Source organism: Melittangium boletus DSM 14713 (assembly GCF_002305855.1).
GTDB classification, from domain to species: Bacteria; Myxococcota; Myxococcia; order Myxococcales; family Myxococcaceae; genus Cystobacter; species Cystobacter boletus.
This window is the reverse complement of the sequence record NZ_CP022163.1, coordinates 2,295,643-2,319,628: the sequence shown is the minus strand read 5'-3', so window position 1 is coordinate 2,319,628 and position 23,986 is coordinate 2,295,643. Positions and strand designations below refer to the sequence as shown.

At 66.5% G+C, this 23,986-nt stretch carries 16 protein-coding genes and 1 pseudogene; 11 read left to right on the top strand and 6 right to left on the bottom strand.

Annotated elements, in window-relative coordinates:
* Positions 1–13 precede the first annotated feature (13 nt).
* Positions 14–1,855 (bottom strand): Ig-like domain-containing protein, encoded by a 1,842-nt coding sequence (locus MEBOL_RS09615; RefSeq protein ID WP_157774841.1) that lies wholly within the window; start codon positions 1,853–1,855, stop codon positions 14–16.
* 115 nt (positions 1,856–1,970) lie between these two features.
* Between MEBOL_RS09615 and MEBOL_RS09610 the strand changes: the two genes are divergently transcribed.
* Complete coding sequence (locus MEBOL_RS09610; protein ID WP_095977135.1) at positions 1,971–3,242, top strand: carbohydrate binding domain-containing protein; 1,272 nt, start codon at positions 1,971–1,973, stop codon at positions 3,240–3,242.
* Between the two features lie 57 nt (positions 3,243–3,299).
* Here MEBOL_RS09610 and MEBOL_RS09605 read toward each other — a convergent pair whose 3' ends face one another.
* The gene (locus MEBOL_RS09605; protein WP_095977134.1) at positions 3,300–5,363 is read right to left on the bottom strand and encodes a glycosyl hydrolase family 28-related protein; all 2,064 of its coding nucleotides are present in this window, start codon (positions 5,361–5,363) and stop codon (positions 3,300–3,302) included.
* A gap of 224 nt (positions 5,364–5,587) precedes the next feature.
* Between MEBOL_RS09605 and MEBOL_RS09600 the strand changes: the two genes are divergently transcribed.
* From MEBOL_RS09600 to MEBOL_RS09590, 4 genes and pseudogenes are all read left to right on the top strand, one after another.
* Positions 5,588–7,744, top strand: coding sequence for a hypothetical protein (locus MEBOL_RS09600; RefSeq protein WP_095977133.1), 2,157 nt, complete (start codon positions 5,588–5,590; stop codon positions 7,742–7,744).
* 197 nt (positions 7,745–7,941) lie between these two features.
* Positions 7,942–8,025 (top strand): annotated as a pseudogene (locus tag MEBOL_RS43940) (glycoside hydrolase family 30 beta sandwich domain-containing protein); the annotation flags it as partial.
* 230 nt (positions 8,026–8,255) lie between these two features.
* Positions 8,256–8,501, top strand: a complete 246-nt coding sequence (locus MEBOL_RS42680; RefSeq protein WP_245920234.1) for a hypothetical protein — start codon at positions 8,256–8,258, stop codon at positions 8,499–8,501.
* A gap of 262 nt (positions 8,502–8,763) precedes the next feature.
* On the top strand, positions 8,764–10,476 hold the full coding sequence (locus MEBOL_RS09590) for an ABC transporter substrate-binding protein (protein WP_245920035.1): 1,713 nt from the start codon (positions 8,764–8,766) through the stop codon (positions 10,474–10,476).
* Between the two features lie 45 nt (positions 10,477–10,521).
* On the opposite strand, the gene MEBOL_RS09585 is transcribed toward MEBOL_RS09590, so the two are convergent.
* The 3 genes from MEBOL_RS09585 to MEBOL_RS09575 form a co-directional block, all read right to left on the bottom strand.
* Positions 10,522–12,846 carry a glycoside hydrolase family 3 C-terminal domain-containing protein gene (locus MEBOL_RS09585; RefSeq protein WP_245919606.1) on the bottom strand — a complete coding sequence of 775 codons (2,325 nt, stop codon included), beginning with the start codon at positions 12,844–12,846 and terminating at the stop codon, positions 10,522–10,524.
* Between the two features lie 234 nt (positions 12,847–13,080).
* Positions 13,081–14,469 carry a glycoside hydrolase family 26 protein gene (locus MEBOL_RS09580; protein ID WP_095977131.1) on the bottom strand — a complete coding sequence of 463 codons (1,389 nt, stop codon included), beginning with the start codon at positions 14,467–14,469 and terminating at the stop codon, positions 13,081–13,083.
* Between the two features lie 106 nt (positions 14,470–14,575).
* The gene (locus MEBOL_RS09575) at positions 14,576–15,883 is read right to left on the bottom strand and encodes a porin (RefSeq protein WP_095977130.1); all 1,308 of its coding nucleotides are present in this window, start codon (positions 15,881–15,883) and stop codon (positions 14,576–14,578) included.
* A gap of 403 nt (positions 15,884–16,286) precedes the next feature.
* On the opposite strand from MEBOL_RS09575, the gene MEBOL_RS09570 reads away from it, so the two are divergent.
* The 5 genes from MEBOL_RS09570 to MEBOL_RS09550 are packed head-to-tail and all read left to right on the top strand — an operon-like array spanning position 16,287 to position 20,252.
* The gene (locus MEBOL_RS09570; protein ID WP_095977129.1) at positions 16,287–17,018 is read left to right on the top strand and encodes a glycosyltransferase family 2 protein; all 732 of its coding nucleotides are present in this window, start codon (positions 16,287–16,289) and stop codon (positions 17,016–17,018) included.
* The gene (locus tag MEBOL_RS09565) at positions 17,015–17,413 is read left to right on the top strand and encodes a DUF2304 domain-containing protein (protein WP_095977128.1); all 399 of its coding nucleotides are present in this window, start codon (positions 17,015–17,017) and stop codon (positions 17,411–17,413) included. Before MEBOL_RS09570 ends, MEBOL_RS09565 begins: the two co-directional genes overlap by 4 nt.
* Before the next feature lie 5 nt (positions 17,414–17,418).
* Positions 17,419–18,324 (top strand): polysaccharide deacetylase family protein, encoded by a 906-nt coding sequence (locus tag MEBOL_RS09560; protein ID WP_157774840.1) that lies wholly within the window; start codon positions 17,419–17,421, stop codon positions 18,322–18,324.
* Complete coding sequence (locus MEBOL_RS09555) at positions 18,317–19,171, top strand: GNAT family N-acetyltransferase (protein WP_095977126.1); 855 nt, start codon at positions 18,317–18,319, stop codon at positions 19,169–19,171. Before MEBOL_RS09560 ends, MEBOL_RS09555 begins: the two co-directional genes overlap by 8 nt.
* Entirely contained in the window at positions 19,161–20,252 is a 1,092-nt protein-coding gene (locus tag MEBOL_RS09550; RefSeq protein ID WP_095977125.1) for a lysylphosphatidylglycerol synthase transmembrane domain-containing protein, read from the top strand. The genes MEBOL_RS09555 and MEBOL_RS09550 overlap by 11 nt, the downstream gene beginning before the upstream one ends.
* Here MEBOL_RS09550 and MEBOL_RS09545 read toward each other — a convergent pair.
* Entirely contained in the window at positions 20,239–22,521 is a 2,283-nt protein-coding gene (locus tag MEBOL_RS09545; RefSeq protein WP_095977124.1) for a glycosyltransferase family 39 protein, read from the bottom strand. The genes MEBOL_RS09550 and MEBOL_RS09545 overlap by 14 nt on opposite strands.
* A gap of 193 nt (positions 22,522–22,714) precedes the next feature.
* On the opposite strand from MEBOL_RS09545, the gene MEBOL_RS09540 reads away from it, so the two are divergent.
* Positions 22,715–23,950 carry an OprO/OprP family phosphate-selective porin gene (locus tag MEBOL_RS09540; protein WP_245919604.1) on the top strand — a complete coding sequence of 412 codons (1,236 nt, stop codon included), beginning with the start codon at positions 22,715–22,717 and terminating at the stop codon, positions 23,948–23,950.
* Positions 23,951–23,986 lie beyond the last annotated feature (36 nt).

The window sequence follows — 23,986 nt, the reverse complement described above, 5'->3', positions numbered from 1 at the left end:
CTGGGGTTCACCCTCACTTCGGTGAGTAGATGTGGACGCCTCCATTCCCGTTCTCATCGTGCTCGGAGAAGGCCACGGTGAGCCGCCCGTTCGCGTCGGTGACGAGCCAGGGGTTGGAGGCATGGGACGAGTAATAGGTGGGGGATGGATACACACTGAGACTGGCCGACTGGGCCCGCCACCGCTTGGTGACGGGGTCGAGCTCACGGACCTGGATGTTGGTGGATGTCGTTTCGCCGGGCTCACTCCATGCGACGAAGGGCCAGCCATCGCGTAGGGCGAGGGTGGGATGCGCGGCACGGTCTCGAGGTGCCTCATTCACGCCTTCGCCCAAGGCTTCCCAGGCCGAGCCCGTCCAATGGGCGGCGTGGATGCGATCGGCGTAGAGGGAGGGGAGGTGTTCGACCCAAGCGAGATAGGGCCTTTGAAGGGGATCCGACTTGTCGATCGCGAGGGAGGGTTGTCGCGCCTCTCCTCCGACGAACACGTTGACCGCCGAGCCCAACCGTTCCCAGGCGCTGCCCGTGTAGCGCGCGACGTGAATCTCCGTGATTCCCGAAGTGGTCGAGGACCAGGCGATGACGGGTTTGCCATCGCGATCCGTGATCAGACTCAAGGAATGGGCATCGAAGCCACTGTTCACGCTCTCGCCGGGGGTCGCGTTGACTTTTCCTCCCAGTGCCTTCCAGCTCGTTCCATCCCACTGGCGCACGAGGAGGTCCATCTGCGTTCCGTTCGCTTCCGCCCAGGCGACAATGGGCGTCGTTCCGGCCACGGCCAGGGCCACATCCCAGACAATCGTCTTCCCGATGTAGGCGTTGATCGCGCCGCCCAGGTTCACCCACTTCCCGCCGTCCCAGCGATAGACCCACGCATTCGCGTCATTGCCCGTGCTGTCCCATTCGGGAAAGGCGACGAGCGGGGTGCCCGTCGAGTCCAGCACGAGGCTCGGAGCTGAATACAGGACAACGTTATAGATGTTGAGCCATCCTCCGCGCGGAGCCCAGGAGGTGCCGTCCCAGCGGAGAACAGCCACGTTCCGGGTAGCGGTCGGCCCGGTTCCCTCTTTCGATGCCCAGACGATATAGGCCTGGTTGCTGGCATCGAACACGAGCGTCGGGGCGGGAGGGGGCTCGCTCCCGCGGGACGTCCCCAGGAGCGGGAACCGGGCGGTCCACTCCGGCACGAGCTGCGCGCTCATGAAGTGAATCTCACCCACGGGGTTGCCCGCCAGGTCCGTCAGTCCGGTGTTGAAGGAGGAGGTATGGAGGGAGACCGGAGTGGACATCTCCTCCGCGCTCTGGAGTGTCAACGTGTGCCCGTCCTCGGACAGCCGTGCCGATGCGGCTGGGCGGTCCGCGACGGTGAACTTCGAGGCATCGACGCTCGAGGCGAGCAGGGGCTCGTTGAAGGTCAGCGTCACGGCGGCGCTGGTGCCCGCGATGACCGCATTCGTGCTCGGACTGAAGCCCGACATCCTGGGCGCGGTGCGATCGACCACCACCAACTGGGGCTGAGCGCTCGTGAACGTCTTCCCATTCGCGCTGGCCCGGGCCCAGAGCACATGGGGACCCTCCGCCACGGACGCGGTATCCCACTCGAAGCTGTAGGGCGGGGCGCTCGACGATGCGATCACCTGCCCTCCCGCGAGGAGCTCCACCTTTTCGGCGTCACCCTCGGAGACCGCGACCTCCACCTTCACCTTGGCCCGGGTGAAGACGGTGCTCGTGGGCGAGGTGAGGGTCACGACGGGGTCGGGTGGCGGGAACTCGGGGGATGGAGCGGGTGGAGTGGTCACTTCCGCGGAGCAGCCGACGGCCGTGGCCAGGATGAGCAAAGCGGGGATGGAGCGCATGCGCGTCATTCTAGCCGTGCTCGCGTACCGACCTGACGTCCTGGGCCCCTTGCCTTGATGGAGGTAACACGTCAAAAGAGATTAAGCTGAATTAGCCTGAATCAAGGGAGCTTCCATGAAGAGCGGTTCCAATGCGCGGCGGGGCATGTGGCGAGGGATTCTGCGGGGTGCGGTGGGATTGGGAATGGCCCTGGAAATGGGCTGTGGCCCTGGCGGCCCGGAGGTCGCGGAGGACCTGTCCGCGGCATCCATGACGGGGGCGGCCACCGCGACGGCCATCAACCTGATCTCCAATGGGAGCTTCGAGACGGACCTGGGGGGGTGGACGACCTGGCAGGCGACCCTGTCTCGCGTGGCGCTCAGTGGTGCCCCGGCGGGGAGCTACGTGGTGAAGGTGACGCCCGCCGCGGGAACGAGCGGTGGCTATTCGATCGATGATGCGGTGGCCTCGGTGCCCGCCGCCGAGACCCTGGGGACGTATTCGGCGAGTGCCTATGTGGCGGCGGCGAGCACGAGCGCGGCTGGCAAGACCGTGAGGGTCGCGCTCCGCCGGACGAGCGCGGATGGAACCAAACGGGTTTGGGAGCAGACAGCGACGCTGACGCAGGCCTTCCAGAAGGTCACCGTCACGGCGACGATCGATCAGCCAGGGCAGGGGCTGGAACTCTACATCTTCCAGGACAACAGCGCGGCGGGCGATGCCTTCTACGCGGATGCGCTCAGCCTCACCGCGCCCTCCACGGGAGGCGAGACCCCGCCGGGCTGGCGGCTCGTCTTCGAGGATGACTTCTCGGGAAGCGCGGTCGATACCACCCAGTGGAGCATGTACAACTCACCCGGGCACGCGGGCAATGGACTGCGCCGTCCGAGCGCGTTCAGTGTCGCCAATGGCCAGTTGGTGGTCACGGCGCAGATGGTCAATGGGACACTCGTCTCGGGAGGCATGGCGCACAAGTCGAACTACAAGTACGGCCGCTTCGAGTTCCGCGTTCGTACCGAGGCGGACCCCAGTGGTGCGACCAGCGGCGTCGTGCTCACGTGGCCGCAGTCCGAGCGGTGGCCGATCGACGGCGAGAACGACATCTACGAAACCGGCACCAACACGAACCGCTCCAGCTTCAGCACCTTCATTCACTACGGCGCGGACAACCGGCAGTATTATTACAACCACGGCGTGGATGCGACGCAGTGGCACATCGTGGCCATGGAGTGGGAGGCGAACGCCCTGCGCATCTACCGCGACGGCGCGTTGGTCTGGACGCTCACGGATCAGAACGCCATTCCGGACGTGGCCCACCACCTCTGCATCCAGCTCGACGCCTTCCGCGCCACCATGGGCAGCCCGGTGCGGATGTACGTGGACTGGGCGAGAATCTACCAGCGCTAGCCACGGCGCCACGGGAGGAGGGGCCGCTCGTTCTTGGCGAGCGGCTCCCTCCGGGCATTACTGGCGGATGAGCTTGATGTAATCGACGGCGATGTTGAACCCGCTGCTGGCGGCGTTCTTGCCGCTCACCGTGAAGGTGAATGCCTTGGGGTTGATGTCCGAGAACGTCACCAGCCCCAGGTCCTTTTCCACGAAGACCGTCGAACTCGAGTACTCATCCTGGATGGCTCCCTGGGGAGCCCCGTCGATGTCGAGCTGATACTGGCCGCGGGCGTTGTTCTTCTTCGTCCTCACCTTCACCTGGAAGGTTCCAATCGTCCGGGGGGAGAGGGTGTAGGTGACCTTGCCGCCCACGGCGTTGTTGTTGTGGTAGCGCACGTTGCCCTTGTCGGCCTGTGCGTCGACATTCGTCGAGGACGGGTCATTCGCCTGGCTGGGGAGGATGTTCTCCGCCTGGTAGATCAGCGCGTTGCCCTCGTGCTCCGCCGTGCCGCCCAGGCGCCGCTGGATTTGATCGACATAGAGGGACTGGGGGGACAGCTGCGTGCCGGACGAGGCCGTCTCCGCGAAGTCCACCGGAGAAGTCTTCGTGGTGGTGGAGAGGTCCACTCCCGTGGCGCTTCCGCGCACACCAATCACATAACCCTGGCCGTACTGTTGCGAGCGGATGATGGAGGTGGTTCCGGAGCGGTATTGAGAGCCGTTCGTGTTCCAGAACACGCTCTGGGTGGTGGTGACTCCGTGACTCGTCGTGCCGTAGGGCGAGCGGTCCGCGGCCTCGAACTTCTCCTGATGGAGGGTCAGGTTGTCCATCAGGTTGGCGGCGCTCAGGTGCATGTGGAAGTCGGACACCAGGTCTCCATTGGACGCCCGATCATTGAACAGCACGTTGCCCGTGGCTTGCATGGAGCGGAAGTTGAAGTTGTGCCGTCCTCCGTAGGCCACGCTGTCCTTGATCAGGTTGTCACTGCCCCGGATGGAATACAGGTAGCCATTGCCCCCTTCGCCCTTGTACTGGGGCTTGTTCAGCTCGCAGGAGTCCACGGTGATGTTCCGGGTGAAGAGCAGATCGATGCCGTTGGACAGCAGGTGGATGTCCCGCGTGTTGGACGGCGGGCGATAGGATTTGACGTTGATGACCCATCCATCGACGGTGTGGTTCATCGTGAGGGCGGAGGAGTCATGCATCTGGTAGGCGCCCGTTCCGGGATTGCCGAAATCCGTGCCCCCCGTGCCAGGGGTCGTGTTCTCGCGCATGCCAATGGCCAGGTTCTCGATGCCGACCTCGGACAGGTGCGCGGCCACTTTGTAGACCCGCGCGTTGTCCCGGGTCTTCATCCCAAGACGCAACGGGATGTCGACCGTCAACGTCTTCGCGGCGGAATCGACGGCGGTGATCTTCCGGTAGAACGTCACTCCGGGCAGGGAGGTCCAGGCACTCTCCATGTTGAACTCCTGGCTCAGGGCCGCGGTGAGGTCCGTGCGGATGACGATCCACTGGCCCGCGCTGAATCCACTCACGCTGGCGACGGGGATGCGCGTGGCGAGGACGCCCAGGTCCGTGGTGACCTGGGTGCTGGTCGCGGAGGACGGGGTCCAGGACACCGACGAGTTCTGCGGTGAGACCCGGATGACGCTCCGGGCGCGCATGTCCGTCGCGGCGTTGTAGATGAACGTCTCGGTGGGACCTTGCCCCCGGAGCACGACGTTGCTCTTGTTCAGCAGCAGGGCCTGGTTCTTGCCGGACGGAGGTGCCACCTTGTAGGTGCCCGCGGGCAGGAACACCACGGCGCCGCCGCTCTGGGCCCCCGCGTCATCGATCGCGCGTTGCAGCACCGCCGTCACGTCCGAGATGCCCGTCTTGTCCGCGTAGTAGGGGGCCGCGGTCACGTCGATCACGCGATCCACGCGGAAGGGCGGCTCCGCCTGCCGTGCCCGGTAGCCCGCGTAGGAGAAGTCGTGCAGGAACTGGGCGGAGTTGCTCGGGTTCGTGTAGCCGGGTGTCCACGTGGAGGGGTACAGCACGCTCCTCCATGCGGCCTCCGCCTCACCGGGCGTCGTCACTCCCAGTGCAACACCCATGACGACGCACATCGAGCGCAATCCCAGCTTCGCGTTCATTTGGATTCCCCTGGAAAAACGAGTCAGGCGACCCCTTATGACACGAACAGGATTGACGGTAATACATGTTTAAGCAGAATTATTGGTGAGGCTGGTTTTCAGGAGGGTGCCTGACGCGCCCTGGCGAGAGCGGATAGACTCGGGTCCCGATGCCCAAGTCCGCTTCGCAAGAGCCCGACCCGCCATCCGGGTCCGCGAAGAAACCCGCCCAGAAGGGCGGGGGCTTGATTCCGGATGTCCTGCGTCGCGCGTTGGGCGGAAAGGCGCGGGCGCCGTCCCGGCGCGAGGAGTCGGAGTCCTCGCGCGCCCGTTCCGTCCAGCCGGAGGAGAGCCGCCACGGGCCGGGCGGGGGCGCGTTCCTGGATGAGGGGGAGGACGAGGCGCTCTACCGCTCGGCCATGCGCACCCGGCTGCTGGGCGAGGACACGGAAATCACCGCCTTCCATCAGGCGCGGCGCGAGGCCCAGCTGCTCGGGCAGATGGAGAACAAGGGCGAGGCGCCCACGCGCATCGTGAGCCAGCTCAATGAGCAGCTCAGTGGCGCTCAGGGCGCTGAGTTCAAGAGCCTGCTGTCGCGTGAGCTCAAGCCGCAACTGGATCGGCTCGCGGAGCAGGTGGATCAGGCCACCACGGAGAATCGCCGGAAGATCGCCGCGCTCATCGCGCGCTCCGCCCATCTGGCTGGAAGCGAGAGCGCCGCGACGTTCGAGAAGCTGCTCACCGCGACGGCCAACGCCGAGGCCCGGCACCTGGAGGCTTCCGCGGGTGCCGGAGCCGTTGTCTCGGCCTCCGAGTTCCAGACCGCGCTGCGGAGCGCCGCGAGTCAGCCGTATCGTGCCGCGCTGATCGAGAAGGCCCGGGGTCACATCGAGCGCATGGCCCGGGAGGCGCTCCAACTGCCCTCCGGGGAGCTCCATTCGGTGTTGGTCCTGCTGCTGGGCGCGGCGGAGTCCCTGGGCCGGATGGAATGCAACGCGATGGCGAAGACCTTCCTCGCGGGCGCGCTCGGGAGCGGGCGGCCGGATGCGGCGGGCAGGCTCGTGAAGGCCCTCGGCCCCGCCCTTCGTGATGCCCCCGGGGGTGGCAATTGGGTCGTCCGGCTGCTGCTGAACCTGGTGGAGCGGGGGGAGCAGGAGGCGGCCCTGGCCCTGGCCAGCACGTTCGCGCAAGCCATCCGGGCCTCTCGTGAGCGCTGTGGTCCGTTGCTGCGCGCGGTGCAGTCCGCGGCCGACAAGAGCGAGTTGCTGGAGAAGAGCCAGAAGCTCGACGAGCAGGTCGGCTCGTTGGCGGCGCTGATGCCGGCGTGCGCGCTGCTGCTCGCGGCCCGAGGTTCGGTTCCCGGTGGGGGCAATGGTCCCCTGGTGACCGAGGCCCTGGTGACCGTGGCGGGCCTGGACGCGGTGGGGGCCACGGACAACGGACAGCGGATGCTGCGCCATACGCTCATCCGGGAAGAGCAGGGCGAGCCGAGCTTCCTGGGCATCGTGCCCGTGGTGTCTCGTCCCCTGGGGCATCCGCGCCTCCTGCAACTGCTCTCCGAGAACGGGCTCGTCGTCGCCCACTACCAGAATGGCGGTGGCCTGTTCATCCAACGCGTGGCCCGTCAGGTCTTCCGCGCGCTGAGCGGTCCGGTGGTGGCCCGCAGCCAGAAGGGTGAAGGCGAGGAGGCGCGGAGGCTGCTGAATTCAGCCCTTTGCATCCACGCGCCGTTGTACGGCATGGACCTGAACGGAGGACGCCTCGCCGCCGACATCGTCGAGCGCTTGCGGAGCAACCCCCAGCCGGATCAGGCGCAACGCGTCCTCGCGGAACTGGAGGAGGTGGCGAAGAAGAATCCCAGTCCGTACCGCACCGGTTACGTCGAGAGCCTGCGAGCGCTCGTCACCGCGCTGGCGGAGCGGGATCCCCACGCGGCTCCAAAATCCGCGGGTCTCCGGAGGCGGGCGGGCGCGGCTCCGAAGATGAACGCCATGGAGGCGGAGCGCACGCACATCGTCGAGGTGAAGAAACTCGAGGCCCAGCGCGAGGCGGCCAGGGCCGCGGCGAGAGCGCCAGCGGCGAAGGCCCCGGGGAAAGCTCCGGCCCGGGCTCCCGCGAGGGCCGCGGCCACGGTCCCGGTGAAGGCTCCGCCGAAGGCGCCCACGGCCCCGCCGGTGGAGCAGGCGGCTCCCGTCGTCCCGAAGGCCCCGGACAACGGCGTGATGTCCGGGGTGGCGCCGATGAACGTGCGGGAAGCGGAGCGGACGCACATCGTCCAGACGAAGAACCTCGAGGCCCAGCGCGCCGCCCAGCGCGAGGCGGCCAGGGCCGAGGGCAGAAGCACGTCCGCCGCTCCAGGGTCCACGCTCCCCTCGGGTCGTGCGCGGCCGCTGCGCGGCTGAAACCCGGTAGCGCGCTCCCAACAATAGACTTGTATGGCGTTGGGTTCATGACGCAATCTCCTGCGCATCACGCCGGGCGCGTCTGACTTCACCGGACGGACGTTCTACACCTACGATGACCGGCCTTATGGGGAGACGGCTCCCAACCTGATGTACTTCTCCACCCAGAAAGACATCGACTACAACATCGCGGCACCGTGACGAACGTGGCCTTCCTGAATCCGGACAACACCCTCGTGGCCGTGGTCATCAACCAGACGGGCTCGAACCAGACGTTCAAGCTCGTCTCCGAGGGCCAGGAATTGCTCGCGACACTGCCGGCGAAGACCGTGGGCACGTACCAGTGGCCGCGCCAGGGCTCGGGGACGACGAACAATCTGCTCTCCGACCCGGGCTTCGAGTCGGGTGGAACCGCGTCGGGTTGGGGTTCCGCGTGGCACAGCGGTGAGGTGGCCTACAAGGTCGACACGGACTACCCCTATGCCGGGAGCTACAAGCTCAAACGAAGAGCGTGGCGAACGGCTCGTACCGGGCCAGTGTCTGGGTGCGCTCCGGTGGCGGGCAGAAGGTGCTGCGCCTCTACGCCAAGGGCCACGGCGGCGCCGAGGTCACCGCGGAGATTGGCTCCGGCGTCGTCACGAACTACACCCAATACATCATCAACATCCAGGTCACGACCGGTACCGTCGAGCTCGGCGTCTACGCCAACGCCTCCAACTGGGCGGCGTTCGACAACTTCGAGCTGGTGAAGAACTAGTCAGGCGGGCTCCAGCGGGTACCGGCCCGGCTCTGGCCGGTGCCCGCCGGACTTTCCGTTACACCCTGTCGCCATCTTTCGCCGCACGGCGGCATACGACACACCGCGGCATCAGGCGGGGGCGGTCTCTCTCGTTGAGAGATTGAGACCCCGGCCAACCATGCTAAGAGCGGGCCCGGGTAGGAGATCGCACCACCCCCCACGGCCCGCTGGGCCATTCCCCAGGCGCGTGTCCTACCTCAATACCAAAGGAGCGCACGTGATGGAGATGCAATGGATGCCACGCCGGTTGCTCGTGATGGGCATGGCCCTCCTGTCGTGGGGCGGGCTCGCGGGCTGTTCGAAGAGCAAACAGCAAGAGGGCACCGCGCCAGGCGCCACCGCGGCCGCCGCGAAGAAGACGAACGTGCTCACGGTCGCGCAGGAAGCGCAGGCCTCGTGGATCCGTAACTTCAATCCCATGCTCGCGCCGGGCACCGCGCGCTGGCCGTCCCGCTCCGGCGTCTACGAGCCCCTCTACGTCTTCAATACTCTCAAGGGAGAATATGTCCCCTGGCTGTCCTCCAAGTACGAGTGGAGCGAGGGCAACAAGAAGCTCACGTTCGCCCTGCGGCCGGAGGTGAAGTGGTCGGATGGCCAGCCCTTCACGGCCAAGGACGTGGTCTTCACGTTCGAGCTGATGCGCAAGCACAAGGCGCTCGATCTCTTCGCCGTGTGGAGTTACGTGGAGGGCGTGCAGGCGAAGGATGAGCACACGGTGGAGTTCGCCCTGACGCGCCCCTACGTGCCCGGCCTCATCTACATCGCGCAGCAGCCGATCGTCCCCGAGCACAAGTGGAAGGACGTCGAGGATCCGGTCACCTTCAAGAACGAGAACCCGGTGGCCACGGGTCCCTTCACCGAGGTGAAGGTCTTCCAGAACCAGGTGTTCGAGCTCGGGCGCAACCCGAACTACTGGCAGAAGGGCAAGCCGGCCATCGAGGGGCTGCGCTTCCCGGCCTATCCCGGCAACGACCAGGCGAACCTCGCGCTGCTCAATGGCGAGCTGGACTGGGCGGGCAACTTCGTGCCCGACGTGGAGAAGGTCTACGTCAGCAAGGACAAGGAGAACAATCACTACTGGTTCCCCCTGGTGGGCAACACGGTGATGCTCTACGTCAACACCACCAAGAAGCCCTTCGATGACGTGCGCGTGCGCAAGGCCTTCAGCATGGCCATCGACCGCGATCAGCTCGTCAGGGTGGCCATGTACAGCTACACCAAGCCCTCGGATGCCTCGGGCCTGTGCGACGCCCACGCGCGTTGGCGCAACCCCGCGGCCCTGGCGGCGGGCGCGGGCGACTGGGTGACGCTCAACGTGGACAAGGCGAACGCGCTGCTCGACGAGGCTGGCTACAAGCGCGGCGAGGACGGCGTGCGCGTGGGTCCGGACAAGAAGCCCCTGCGCTACGACATCAACGTCGTCACCGGTTGGTCCGACCAGGTGCGCGCGGTGCAGATCATGGCGCAGAACCTCAAGGCCGTGGGCGTGGACGCGACCCTGAAGACGTATGACTTCAGCCCCTACTTCGAGCGGATGCAGAAGGGCGAGTTCGACATCACCATTGGCTGGACGTCCGAGGAGCCCTCGCCCTACTACTTCTACCGGGACCTGATGAGCACCGAGACCATCAGGCCCGTGGGCGAGCTGGCGGCGCGCAACTGGCACCGCTACGCGAACACGGAGGCGGACGCGCTCTTCAAGACGTTCGAGACCACGAGCGACGAGGCCGAGCAGCGCAAGCTCGCCGATCAGATGCAGGTGCTCTTCGTGAACAACGCGCCCGCCATCCCGCTCTACCCCAATCCGTCCTGGGGTGAGTTCAACACGCGCCGCTTCACGGGTTTCCCCAACGCGGAGAACCCCTACGCGAAGCTGTCGCCCAACAGCCCTCCGGAGAACCTGTTCGTCCTCACGGAGGTCAAGCCCAAGTAACGAAGCCGGGGAGGAGAGCCCGTTCGGGCCCTCCTCCTCGTGGGGTTACCGCACGGTCTCGAGCATTTCTTCCAGCATCTGATCCGTGAGCCGGCCCTGGGTGAAGTTCACCACCTTGTAGGCCGGCATGTCGTTGATGAAGACCAGCGTCGAGTCCTCGCCCTTCTTCCGGGCCGCCCGCTCTTCGTCAGTGAGGTTGGGGGGCTCCGGCGGCTTGTTGTCGGGGGAGTAGCCCAGGAAGGCCTCGAGCAGGCGCGAGTGGACGGCCTTCCCCTGGGGGTGTTTCAAGAACTCCTTGACCGTGGAGTCCCGGGTCAACGTCACGGGGGCGGTCCGGGTGGACTGGACCTGGACCGTCTGCTTGAGCGGCAAGTCCCTGGATGAACCACCGACCAGGATCTCGAACTCACCCGACTGGACGGCCCAGTCGTGCTGGGCGCTATCGAAGTAGGCGAAGTCGCGCCGGCTCAACTCGAAGCGCACCGTCTTCTCCTGGCCGGCCTCGAGCGACACCTTGGCGAAGGCCTTCAGTTCCTTGGGAGGCCGCACCACGCGGGGCTTGTTCTCGCGCACGTAGAGCTGGACGACTTCCTTGCCCGCCAGCTTGCCCGTGTTCTTGACCTTCACCTCGACGCTCAGCGTCTCGGTCTCCTTGATGGAGGAGGCACCGAGCCGCAGGTCCGAGTAGGCGAAGGTCGTGTAGCTCAGGCCAAAACCAAACGGGAACAAGGGCTGGATGGCTCTCTTGTCGTAGTACCGGTAGCCAATGAAGATGCCCTCGCCGTAATGGGCCTGTTGATGGAGGCCAGGGAACTCCAAGGCGGTGGGCGTGTCTTCCAGGCGCAGGGGGAACGTCTCCGACAACTTCCCCGAGGGGTTGACCTGTCCCAACAGCACGTCGGCGATGGCGCTTCCTCCCGCTTGTCCGGTCAGCCAGCCCTCGACGATGGCCTTCACCTTGCCAGCCCAGGGCATGGTGATGGCGGAGCCATTCATCAACACGACCACGACCCGGGACTGGACCTCGCTCACGGCCTCGATCAACCGGATGTGTCCCTCGGGCATCTCCAGGCTGGCGCGGTCGAATCCCTCGGACTCATGGCTGTCCGGCAGTCCGGCGAACACGATGGCGACATCCGCGTGGCGTGCCTGCTTGCGCGCCTCCTCGATGAGCTGCTCCGAGGTGACACCTTCCAGGTCGTAACCCGCGGCATACCCGAAGCGGGCCTCCCCGCCGCCGAGCCGGACCAGCTCGTCATAGGCCCGGGACTGCCGGGTTGGATTGACCTGGGAGCTGCCCGCGCCCTGGTAGCGAGGCGTCTTGGCGAACGCTCCAATCACGGCGATCTTCGTCGTTCCACGGGGATCCAACGGAAGGAGGGCATCCTCGTTCTTCAACAGGATGATGCTCTCTCCGGCGGCCTTCCGGGCCAATTCCTGATGCTGTTCCACATCGTACGTGGTTCCGGGACGGTGGCTGTCCTTGGCGCGCAGGACGACCGTGAGCAATCCGGTGACCACCTCGTCCAGCTTGGAGACCGGCAGCCGGCCCTCCTCCACGGCCGCGATGATCTTCTTCCGGTTCACCTCGCCACTGCCCGGCATCTCCAGATTGAGCCCGGCCATGACGCCCTTGACCCGATCGCTCACGGCGCCCCAGTCGGACACCACGAAGCCCTCGAAGCCCCACTCGTCCCGGAGGATGCGCTCGAGCAGGACATCGTTCTCGGAGGCATAGACCCCGTTCACCTTGTTATAGGCGCACATCACCGACCAGGGCTGGGCTTCCTTGATCGCGATCTCGAAGGCCGGCAGGTAGATTTCGTGCAGGGTGCGCTCATCCAGGTTCGAGCTGCTCACCATCCGCTCGTGCTCCTGGTTGTTCACGGCGAAGTGTTTCAGGGAGGTCCCCACCCCCTGACCCTGGACACCCTGGATGTAGGCCGCCGCCAGCTGTCCGGCCAGGACAGGATCCTCGGAGAAGTACTCGAAGTTGCGCCCACCCAGGGGCGAGCGCTTCATGTTGATTCCCGGGCCCAGCAGGAGCTGTACATCATGGGTCTGGCACTCTCGCGCCAGGGCCTCGCCCACCTGTTTCAGCAGCTCCGTGTTCCAGGACGAGGCCAGGGCGGACGCGGTCGGAAAACAGGTCGCGGGCACGCTCTCCGCGGTGTTCGGTCCCGTCGCCTTCCGAAGCCCGTGCGGACCGTCCGCCATGAAGATGGACGGAATACCCAGGCGTTCGATCGCGTGAGTGGTCCACGAGCCATTTCCAGACAACAACCGGGCTTTCTCCTCCACGGTCATCTGGGATACCAGTCCCTGTGCTTTCGTTCGATACTTCTTGGTTTCGCTGGATGGTGCGGCCATGTCGAAGAAGTCCCTCGTCGAATGCGCGGCGAATGCGGAGCGCAAACACTACACGAGGAACTCGTGGCCGGTGCTCGATAGTCGCGCGGCGGACTCCCTGGCGATGCTGCGTGGGAAATGGCGTCTCTCTGGATTCTTCTCGCCTCAGCGGCAGGGACCGTGGATGGCACGGTGCGTCGAGAAGAGGCCGGGGGTTTTCCCTCCTCGGCCTCCGCTCGATTCAATCGGTGCTCCTCACTTCGCCGTGAAGGTCGTGTCGTTCCGGTAGAGCAGGGTCTTCGACCAGTCTGCGGTGAACACCAGCGTGTCGACCCGGTAGGTCCCCGCCGCGAGCGTGGTCGGAATGACGAACGGCGAGCTGTAGGCGCGGGTCTGTCCCGCGGTGAAGCTCTGCGCGGTATAGGCCTTCTCCGAGATCAACGACAGGGTGGAGGCGTTGCGGATTTCGTACTTCACCACCACGGTGGTGGCCGAGGAGGACGTGACCGAGCCGCCCACCTGGAAGGTCTGGCCACGGGTCACCGGGTTGGCGCTGACCGTCGCCTGGGTGGTCGAGATGCTGGGGCCCGGATTGGGGGGCGGCGTCGACGTGCCGTAGTAGCTCTTGAAGAGCGCGGCCGCGTTCGGGAACTCGGTCTTGAAGGTGTTGCCGCCATTGCTGTCGGCGCTCGACAGCTGGTGGTGACCATCCGAAGCCTGGATGTCGAAGTACGAGTGGTAACCGACGTTGTTGGCGGGATCGAAGATGAACTCCAGCATCTGCTGGACGTAGTAGGTGTTGTCTCCGCCGCCCGTCGTGGCCGCGTCATTCACGCCCCACTCCGGAATGGAGAGCCGCTTGCCGTGGGACCGGGCGAAGTCGCGGAACTTGAGCAGGGCCGGTGCGAACTGCTTGCTCCAGACGCCCTGCCAGCGGCTCAGCTGGCACGAACCCGTGCAGCCCGAGGGGATGGGATACGCGCCATTCCAACCCTGGTCGTACATGTCGAGGCCGACGTAATCGACATACGCATCGCCCGGATAGGTCGTGGCCATGTCTCCGGCCGGGATGTCGTAGTTGGGATTCCAGTCGAATTCGAATCCGGCCGACGGCTGCGCGGTGCGCATGGCCGTCACGATCTTGCGGAAGCAGCCCGCGAAGTTCGCCTGCTGGCCGCCGCCGGAATACCACGGCATCCAATTGCCGCTGAACTCCCAGCCCAGGCGGATGATGGTGTTCTGGAGCTTGTGGGCCACCAGGTTGTTGGCGAGCGTCTTGAAGCGCGAGTCATAGGCGCCCTGCGCGCACTGGGCGAGCGAACCCTGCCCACTGGGGTACATGGCGACCGAGTAGTTGAATCGGCGGCCGGGTTTGGCGTGAACCCACGTGCTCCAGGACTGAAGCTGCCAGGAGGGGTTTTCGATGTTGCCCCAGCTGTCCTTGGCCTGATGGCCCTGGCCCATGGTGACTTCCGTCCCAAGCCAGGCTGAATAGGCGTTGACCGTGTTGGGCTGGGAATAGACTTCACCCCGGTACACCCCCGTGAGGGGCTGAGCCGATGCGCTCGAGGGCATTGCCACGGCGGCGCAAGCCGCCAGGGAGGACGTGAGCGCGATGTAGAATTTCTTGAAGTCCAGCTTCATCTCGTGGGGCTCTCCGGGAGGAACGGGCTTTGGTGGATTTACCGCTTTTCCGGAGTATGAAAAACCCACGAGACCCTTGTCAATACGCGCACCGCGCGCACCTGGGTCAGTAGTTGACCTGGAGCTGGATCCGCGTCACGTCTCCGCGTTGCTGGAGGTAGGGAGCGCGCGACGAGGTGCGGTCCGAGATCAGGTACGCGCCCGTCAGCTCGAGCGCCTTGTAGATCTGCCACTCCACGCCCAGCTCCAGTTCGCGCACGTCGTAGCGGGGCGCGTTCGTCTCGAACTTCTTGCCGCCCTCATAGAGGGTTCCCCTCACGTAGGGGATGAGCGACACGCCGAGCACGCCGTCCAGCTTGTACATGAGCTGGGCATAGCCTCCGCGCAGGGGGCGGCTGCCAATGATGAAGGGCGAGTCCTCGCCCAGGGAGGGGCCGCGTCCCACGTTGTACTCGGCGGCGAAGCCGAGCGGCTGCGGGTAGATCATCAGGCTCAGGTTGGCGCGCGCGTCGACGAGGTTGTTCTCCCCGTTCTCCAGCGCGTACGGGGCTTCCGCCGTCGGGGAGACGCTGACGTTGTAGCGGCCGTAATATCCGCCCACGCCCACCTCGACGAATTGTTTGCCGAAGAGGAAGGGCCAGGTCACGCGGCCGACGGTGTGCAGGTTGTCGTTGCGCTCGGGGCGGTTGGCGGTCTGCCCGTTGTAGACGCCGAGTCCCACCACGCCGTAGTCGCCAGAGCCCTTCAAGCCGCTGTCGACCAGGTACTTGAACCGCTGGCGGATCTCATCCGGCGCCCAGTAGAAGAAGGCGCCCAGGTCGCGCTCGTCCTTGAGCGCGCTGTTGATGGCGTCATTGCGGTCGAACGCGAGGCGGTTCTGGCTCGATTGGAGGTTCTCGAAGCCATACGGCACCTTGGACTGGCCCACGCGGAGCCGGAATTCCTTGCGCGAGTCCAGGAAGATGTCGGCGTACCAGTCGCGCAGGATGGCGACGTTGTATTGGTCCGAGATGACCGAGGCGAAGTCGGGTTGCAGGTAGATGGACACCCGTTCGTGGACATCTCCGAAGATGACGATTCGCGCCCGTCGGATGCCAAAGCCGTTGTTCTTGCCGAGGAAGCGATCACCCTGGTCGTTGATGAGGTCTTCGTTGACGCGGAAGCTGGGCAACCGGTTGTAGCGGAACTGGGTGTAGCCCCGGATGCGGATCTTGTCGTACCAGTGCGATTCCTTCTTCGATGCCTCCGCGGCAGGGGGAGGTTGGAGGGCTGGCGCGGGTACCGCGGGAGCCTCGGAGGCCGGGGGGGTTGAGGGCGTGTCGGTCTGCTGGGCGTTCGCGAGAGATGACACCAGGAGCGTGGCGCTGGGCAGCAACGCGACAAGGACGGAGCGGGAGGGCGCGAGGAGGTGCATGGAAAGAAGCACGGTCCCCAGGGAAGCGAGAGTCCGGGGCCGAGTGCGGCCCTGTCCGTACACAGCCGGATTCAGGGGAACAACAGCGGGACTGCCCTGTCGCCAAAGTGTCACCGGGCGCCACGTTCCGTGTCGAAAGTGTCACCGAAGCGTCGCAAGACTTTGGCGTCCGGAGTTCCCTTGGTTGCTCCGGACTCCCGCGGTGCCGGGGGCTGGGTCCCTGTGAACCCCTCGATTCGCGGGGGCCTCTCTGGTAGAGAGCGCCCCCGGTGCACAGGTGGGGATGGACGTACTCCCAGTTGGGTCCCTGATACAGCCTATAAGCTGTGCTACACGATATGTGAGCACCGGGATCCCCAGTGGCCGGACTGGATGATCGCTTGCTCTCCAAGAGACCGAGTGGATGAAAACTCTCATCATCGTACCCGCCTTCAATGAGGCCCGAAACCTTCCGCACGTCATCGCGTCCCTCCGGGAGGCGGCTCCCGAGTGCCACATCTGTGTCGTGGACGATGGCTCCACGGATGACACGTCGCGGGTGGCGGGCCGGTTGGGGGTCACCGTGCTGCGCAGCCCGCTGAACCTGGGGATCGGCGGCGCGGTGCAACTCGGCTACTTGTGGGCCTATACCCACGACTACGACGCCGCGGTGCAGATCGACGGTGATGGGCAGCATGATCCGCGCTATCTGCCGCAGGTACTCCCCCTCCTGGGGGATGGGCGCGCGGACGTGGTCATCGGTTCGCGCTTCCTGGAGACGGGTGGTTTCCGCTCGACGGCGTTGCGCCGCATGGGGATCCGCTACCTCTCCTGGATGTTGCGGTTGCGCTGTGGGGCGCGCGCCACGGATCCCACCTCGGGCTATCGCGCCGCGGGGCGGCGGGCCATCGCGCTCTTCGCGCGCAGCTATCCCAGCGACTACCCGGAGCCGGAGGCCATCGCCCTGGCCGTGCGCCACGGGCTGCGCGTGCAGGATTTTCCCATGCAGATGAAGCCGCGGCAGCACGGAGAGAGTTCCATCAACTGGTGGAAGACGGGCTACTACCTGGTGAAGGTGTCGCTGGCCCTGTTGCTGTTGCCCGCGTCGGAGCGCAATTGGGCGTTCACCAGCAGCAGCGCCTCGGAGGAGTCATGATCGGCGAACACCTGTTGCCCCTTCGCCTCCAGCTCTTTGGCGGCGCGTTGTTGCTGGCCTTCGTGATCTGGGTGTTGCGGCTCATCCGCCACCATCAGCTCAGTCTGCGCGACAGCCTCTCCTGGTTGCTGTCGACGCTGCTGGCCCTGGTGTGCGTCATCTTTCCCCAGAGCCTGCGCTGGCTGGCGGACCTGCTCCAGGTGGAGGTGGCCGCCAATGCCCTCTTCGCGCTGGCCTTCCTCTATGTCCTCTTCAACCTGCTCTCGGTGACGATCGCCCTGTCCTCGGGGGCCATCCGCGTGCGCCGGCTGTCCCAGGAGTGCGCGATGCTGCGCGCGGAGATCGAATCGTTGCGCAAGTCCGTCGGAGTGGCGCGGCGCGAGGAGGGCTCGTGAGCGCCATGCCCGCTTCCTCTCGAGGCCGCCTCTTCTTCACCATCGACGTGGAGGATTGGACGGCGGACTTTCCGGACATGCAGGGGGCGCCCTCCCGCGTGGCCGCGCCGATGCACCGGCTGCTCGACCTGCTCGAGGCCCACCAGTCCCGGGCCACCTTGTTCTTCCTCGTGGAGTGCGCGCGCCGCCATCCCGAGGTGCTCCAGCGCGCCGTGGCGGCCGGGCACCACATCGGGCTGCACGGGTTGGATCACCGCCTCGTCTACCGGCAGCAGCCGGACGCCTTCGAGCGGGCCATTCGCGAGGGACGTCAGTGCTTGGAGGACGTGGGCGGCGTGCCGGTGACGACCTATCGCGCGCCTTGCTGGTCCATCACCCGTGAGTCACTCTGGGCCGTGGAGCGGCTCGAGGCGGCGGGCTTCGAGGTGGATTCGAGCATCTTCCCGACGAAGAACCACCTCTACGGCATTCCGGACGCACCGGTGGACCCCTACGCCCTCACGCCGGGGTTGGTGGAGATTCCTCCCTCGGTGGCGCTCTTCGGCAACCTCAAGGTGCCTTTTGGCGGCGGCTTCTACCTGCGGGCCCTGCCGCTGTGGGTCACCCAGCAGCTGCTCCAGCGCAACGTGAAGGCGGGCCGCAACGTGGTGCTCTACGTCCACCCTTGGGAACTGGACGTCGAGCAACCGCGCGATCTGCCCTACACCTCCGTGGTCGCCCGGACCATCCACTACTTCCAGTTGCGCCGCACCGAGGAGCGGCTCGCGGCCCTGCTGCGCCAGTTCGGTCCCTTCGAGGCGCTGCCCCAGCGCGCCGAGGCGGCCCGGGCGCTTCTCACCGAGCGCAGTGTTCCCCTCGCCGGATTCCCGGCCCCGCGCGCCGACGCGGGAAGGCAGGCCTCCCATGTATGATCTCCGGAAGTTGGATCTCTCCGAGGCGTCCCTCCTGGACGACCACCGGCTGCTGCGCGAGGTGTTCCCCGCGGCCACCCACATCACGCCGGCCTACCTCTCCTGGCAGTACGTGCTCAACCCCGTGGGGCAGGCCGTGGGCTTCAACGCCTTCGCGGGACAGACGCTCGCGGCGCACTATGTGACGCTGCCCGTGCGTGCCCGGGTGGATGGCCGTCTCGAGCGAGGCGTGCTCTCGCTCAACACCGCCACCCACCCCGACCACCAGGGCAAGAAGCTCTTCACCCGGCTGGCCGAGGCGACGTACGAGGAGGCGGCGGCGCAGGGGTACTCCTTCGTGATCGGCGTGGCCAACGCCAACAGCACCCCCGGCTTCACGCGCAAGCTGGGCTTTCAGTTGCTGGCACCGCTCGAGGCCCGGCTGGGCGTGGGTCCGCTGCCGCCCCTGGACGAGACGTTCACCCCCGGCTTCGAGGTGAGCTGGGATCTGACGACGCTGGCGTGGCGCCTGGGCAACCCCAGCCGCGCCTACCGGGTGCGCATGCACGGCCCGTCCAGTCAGGTGGAGGCCTCCACGGGCCGGTATGGCATCCAGGCCCTGCTGGGGGAGTTCCCCTCCGCGCTCTGCCCGGCGCGTGGCGACGGAGCCCTTCCCGTGCTCAATCCCGTCCGGTTGTGGCTGGGCCTGGAGCCGGGCCGCCGCTTCTCGCGCTCGCTCTACCAGACCCTGCCCGAGCGGCTGCGGCCCTCTCCCCTCAACCTCATCTACCGGGATCTCACGGGCAAACGGCCGAGCCTGGACGTGACGCGACTGCGTTTCCGGGCGCTCGATTTCGATGCCTACTGACACGACCCGGGTGGAGGAGGGCGCCGCGGCGAGCGCCTCGCGGCGGAGTTTCTGGCTGCGGCTGATGCCGGGAGTCCTGCTCACGCTCATCGTGGGGGGCTGGGCCTTTCGCGACACCCACTGGGCGGAGTTGTGGGCCAGCTTGCGGATGGCGGATTTTCTCTGGCTGGTGCCCCACGTGCTCCTGCTCCAGGGCGTGCACTTCCTGCGCGCCTGGCGGTGGGGACGTCTGCTGTCCGGCATCGAGCATGTGCCCTTCCGCTACCTCAACGAGGCGACCGCGGTGGGCAACATGCTCTTCGTCCTGATGCCCCTGCGGCTCGGCGAGTTCGCGCGTCCCGTGCTCATCTCCCGCCGCTCCTCCATTCGCGCGAGCGCCGCGCTCACCTCGGTGGTGCTCGAGCGCATCATCGATGGCGTGGCCGTCGCGCTGCTGTTGGAGGTGGCGCTCGTGTGGCTCGGGGATGGCACGGACACCTTGCGCTATCTGCGCTGGGGCACGCACCTGATGCTGGCGGGATTCCTGGGCCTCTGGGGGTTGCTCCTGCTCGCGTACTGGCAGCGCGCGCTGGCGGTGCGCCTCGTGGAGCGCTTCGTGGGCTGGGTGTCTCCCGGTCTGGCCCGACGCGTGGCGGAGCTGATGGACTCCTTCGTCGGCGCCGTGCGTCAGGTGTCCGGCCCGGGCCAGTTCCTGTCCACCGCGCTGCTGACGGTGGTCCTCTGGGCCGTCAACGGCCTGGCCATCGTGGTGCTCGCCCAGGCCTTTGGTTGCGAGGGTCAGGGCAGCGGTTGCTCGCCCCTGTCGTTGGACTTGTTCCAGAGCTTCGTGGTGCTCGGCGTGACGGTGCTCACCAGCATGATTCCCGCGGCGCCCGGGATGATGGGAACCTTCCAGGCGGGCGTGAAGATCGCCCTGTCGCTCTTCCTCCCCGCCGCCGTGGTGAATGGCTCGGGGTTGGCCTTCGCCAACGTCATGTGGCTCGCCACGCTGCTGCACCAGGTGGCGCTCGGCTGCTGGATGCTGGGGGTCGGGACGGTGCGGTTGCAGGGTCTGGTGGCGCGTCCGATCAACGCTCCGTGAGCTCCACGAGGCGGAAGTCGTCGAACAGCACCTCGTGGTCGCCTTGCGGTGTGGCGGGGATGCTGCCGCGCGTGGCCTCGGCGGGGGACAGCATCCGCATCGTGTAGGACTTCCACTCGGGACCCACGACGACGATTTCCATGTCCGGGGGGAGGAAGTGGCGGCTGTCGGTGATCCAGTTCACCTGGAGTCTCGCCTTCCGCGGCTCCTCGCCGACGCCGCGGGCCCGGAAGGACAGCTGGTACTGCCGCCCTCCGTGAACGGGGATCTCCTGGTGGAAGACGTTGCTCTCTCCCAGGCCCTTCGCCACGTACTGCCCCTCGGCGGTGGACACCAGCTCGGGGCTGCCCGCCCGGCTCCACCCCACCGGCTGTCCCTTGTCGAGCATGTCGAAGCCGGGGTTGCTCACGAGGTTCGGCCCGGAGTCCAGTGACAAGGGCCGGTCGCTCAGGGCGTAGAGCAGGTGATCCTGCTGCACGTGCAGCAGCTTGAAGTGGCTGTTGAAGAAATCGTCATTGGGGAGGTTGTGCGTGTTCCGGGTCCGGTTGACGAGGAAGTGGTCCGCGCCGAATCCGCGCAGGGCCGCGTACAGCAATTCCCCGTTTCCGGCGGACTTGAGCAGATCGTCGTAGCGCACCGGTCCGAAGTGGTCGCCCAGGAAGGTGCCCTGCGCGAAGTAGGCCATGTTCTCATCGAGCAGGGCGTAGACCGTGTAATCGCGACCCCGGGTCTCGTTGAGCAGCTTGTAGGAGGCGTAGGTGGGCAGGGAGCGCAGCAGGAACTGCTCGCGCTGTTCGGTGGTGACGGGGAGCCCTCCCGTCTGACGCAGCATCCGCCGGGCGAAGTTCCTCGCGGGCACGAGCAGGAGCAGGGCGAGTCCAATGGCCAGTACGGCGCGAGGCAGCCGGGGGCTGGCTTCCATGCGCCAGGGCAGCACCTGGTGAAGCGCGCCTCCCACGGCCAGACTGAGCAGGGGCAGCGTGGGCATCAAGTGCCGGATGAGCTGGGTGGAGGCGAGCCAGATGACCAACTGGACGCCGACCAGCGCCAGCAGGATGCGCACCCACCGATTCTTCCAGGCGCCCACCAACAGGAAGGGCAGGGCGGCCAGGTACCCGGGAGACAGGGGGGCCTCGGCGCGAGCCTTGTGCGGCTCGAAGGTGAGCTGCCAGGGGAGTTGCAGGAGCGCCTTCAGTTCATGCCGCCGTGACAGGTTGAGATCGAGGTTGAACCGCTCCATGTCGCCGGCGTTGAGGTACGAGTAGCCGAAGACCTGGGGCAGCAGGGGGAAGAAGGGATTGCCGGTGTAGTAGGCGTTGCGCACGTACCAGGGAGCCGCCACGGCGAGTCCCAGCAGTCCAAAGAGGATCGCGTGCCCCACCTGCCGCCGCCGGAAGGCTTCATAGAGCACGACGACTCCCACGAGCGCGAAGAGGGGGAAGGCGTTGTGCTTGGCGCTCGCGGCGAAGCCGAAGAAGGCCGCGGACAAGAACAGCCAGTGCCGGTCTCCCTGCTCGAACCAGCGCAGGACGGTGAGGGTGGCGACGGTCAGGAAGAGCGTCAGGCCCATGTCGATGTAGGCCACGCTGCCGAGCCAGATCGCGATGGGACTGCCGATCGTCAGGGCCGCGGCCCACACGCCGGCGCGGGCCGAGAAGAGCCGGGAGCCCGCTCCCATCAGGGCGGCTCCCGTCAGCAGCAGGGCGAGAAGCTGGGTGAGCTGGGCCGCCAGGTCGTCGGCGAAGAGCAAGCCCAGGGTGAACAGCATCGTGTTGAGGTGCGGATACACCGCCATCCGCAGCGTGGGGGTGAGGACGATGCGGTGCTGATCCACGAACAGCCACGCACAGCGCAGGTAGTACTCCGTCGCGTCCCAGCTCGTCGGGGGAATCAATGGGGTGAGCAACAGGGGCACGCAGAATCCGAGCACGAGCAGTCCGCCGAGTACCGGGAGCGGCTTCATCCCCCGGAGGGTGGCCACACCTTCCAGGACGCAGGGCCACCAGCGCTTGACGCCGAGGCCCAGTGCGAGCGCCACGCCGCCCAGCACCGCGCTCCGGTAGAGCAGCCCGACGCTGCCCAGGACGAAGAGGCCATGGGTGAGCATGCCCAGTCCCAGCGTGGCGGCGTGGCTCGTGTGCTCCCATCCCGACGTGTACCACCGCCGTTGGAGGAAGATGCAGCCGAGCAACCAGGCCACGAGGGTCAGGATCAACAGGAACGCGTAATGGGCCAGGGCGAAGCCCACGAGGGCGAGGATGTCGTGCATGGCGTCTTTGCCGGTCGCCTCTACCTCCGCGCCCCTTGGAGCACAAGGTCACGTTGAGGTGGGCCGGGGAACCGAGAGGAGCGTCGTTCCGTCATGGGGCTCGATGAATGCTTCGATTCGTAGGTCGCGGCCCCTTGGACGTTCCCGTCGCCAGCTCTTTTCCCGTGCGCTCCTGACCGCGGCCTGCCTGGCCTTGCCCGGAGGCGTCTGGGCGCAGCAGGAGCCGGCTCCCGCCGCCACTCCGCCGCCCCTCCTCAGCGCCGGGCCCGAGGGGTTCTCGCTCTCGAGCGCGGACAAGCAGTACCAGCTCAAGCTGCGCGGCATCCTCCAGTCGGATGCCCGCTTCTTCGCCCAGGGCAAGGAGCGCGCTGGGAACAACACCTTCCTGCTGCGCCGTTTCCAGCCCACCTTCGAGGGCACGGTCGCGGGACTGGTCGATTTCCGCCTCCAAATGGATCTGGCGCCCAACGCCCAGCCCGTTCAGGACGGCTATGTGGAGCTCCACCCCGTGCGCGAATTCCGGGTGAGGGTCGGCAAGTTCAAAGCGCCCGTGGGACTCGAGCGGCTCCAGCCCGTCACGGCGATGCTCTTTCCTGAATTCGCTCTGCCCACCAGCCTGGTGCCCAACCGGGAAGTGGGCATCCAGTTCTCCGGTGACCTCTCCGGGAGCGTGTTGAGCTACGCCGTGGGCGCCTTCAACGGCTCGCCCGACGGTGGTGCCGCGGATCTCAACGTCGACGACAACGTGGAACTCGAGGGACGTCTCTTCGCGCATCCGTTCCGGAAATCGACGGTGGAAGCGCTCAAGGGTCTGGGTCTGGGTCTCGCCGGAACCGTCGGCAGCGAATACGGCACGCTGGGCGCCACACAGGAGCCCACCCTTCGTGCCGAAGGACAGCAGACGTTCTTCACCTATCTCACCGGCACCACCCTGGACGCCACGGTGGTCGCCAGCGGTCGGCACTACCGGTTGTCCCCCCAGGCCTATTACTTCCACGGCCCACTCGGGGTGATGGCCGAGTACGCCACCTCCACGCAAGACGTACGGCGTGGCTCGGATGAGGCCCGGTTGACCCACGGCGCCTGGCAGCTCTCCGCCTCCTACGTGCTCTTCGGGGGCAAGGCCTCCTACGAAGGCGTGAAGCCCTTCCATTCGCTGCTCCCCAGCGAGGGACACTGGGGGGCGGTGGAACTCGGCGCCCGCTACTCCGGGCTGCGCGTCGATCCCAAGGCCTTCCCCCTCTACGCGGACCCCTCGCGCTCGGCCAACGAGGCCCAGTCCTGGGGCGCCGTCGCCCACTGGTACTTGAGCGGCAACGCCCGCCTCACCTTCAGCGTGGAGCGCACCGCCTTCTCGGGTGGCGCGGCGGACGGCGGCGATCGTCCCACGGAGATCGCCTTCTTCAACCGGGTCCAGGCCTCCTTCTAAGAGGCCAGGACCGAGGTTGTCGTGTACCGTCCTGTA

Excerpts from the sequence above, each read along its gene's own strand:
- MEBOL_RS09615 (WP_157774841.1), bottom strand. The coding sequence starts at position 1,855 with ATGCGCTCCATCCCCGCTTTGCTCATCCTGGCCACGGCCGTCGGCTGC.
- MEBOL_RS09610 (WP_095977135.1), top strand. The coding sequence starts at position 1,971 with ATGAAGAGCGGTTCCAATGCGCGGCGGGGCATGTGGCGAGGGATTCTG.
- MEBOL_RS09605 (WP_095977134.1), bottom strand. The coding sequence starts at position 5,363 with ATGAACGCGAAGCTGGGATTGCGCTCGATGTGCGTCGTCATGGGTGTT.
- MEBOL_RS09590 (WP_245920035.1), top strand. The coding sequence starts at position 8,764 with ATGGAGATGCAATGGATGCCACGCCGGTTGCTCGTGATGGGCATGGCC.
- MEBOL_RS09585 (WP_245919606.1), bottom strand. The coding sequence starts at position 12,846 with ATGGCCGCACCATCCAGCGAAACCAAGAAGTATCGAACGAAAGCACAG.
- MEBOL_RS09580 (WP_095977131.1), bottom strand. The coding sequence starts at position 14,469 with ATGAAGCTGGACTTCAAGAAATTCTACATCGCGCTCACGTCCTCCCTG.
- MEBOL_RS09575 (WP_095977130.1), bottom strand. The coding sequence starts at position 15,883 with ATGCACCTCCTCGCGCCCTCCCGCTCCGTCCTTGTCGCGTTGCTGCCC.
- MEBOL_RS09570 (WP_095977129.1), top strand. The coding sequence starts at position 16,287 with ATGAAAACTCTCATCATCGTACCCGCCTTCAATGAGGCCCGAAACCTT.
- MEBOL_RS09565 (WP_095977128.1), top strand. The coding sequence starts at position 17,015 with ATGATCGGCGAACACCTGTTGCCCCTTCGCCTCCAGCTCTTTGGCGGC.
- MEBOL_RS09560 (WP_157774840.1), top strand. The coding sequence starts at position 17,419 with ATGCCCGCTTCCTCTCGAGGCCGCCTCTTCTTCACCATCGACGTGGAG.
- MEBOL_RS09555 (WP_095977126.1), top strand. The coding sequence starts at position 18,317 with ATGTATGATCTCCGGAAGTTGGATCTCTCCGAGGCGTCCCTCCTGGAC.
- MEBOL_RS09550 (WP_095977125.1), top strand. The coding sequence starts at position 19,161 with ATGCCTACTGACACGACCCGGGTGGAGGAGGGCGCCGCGGCGAGCGCC.
- MEBOL_RS09545 (WP_095977124.1), bottom strand. The coding sequence starts at position 22,521 with ATGCACGACATCCTCGCCCTCGTGGGCTTCGCCCTGGCCCATTACGCG.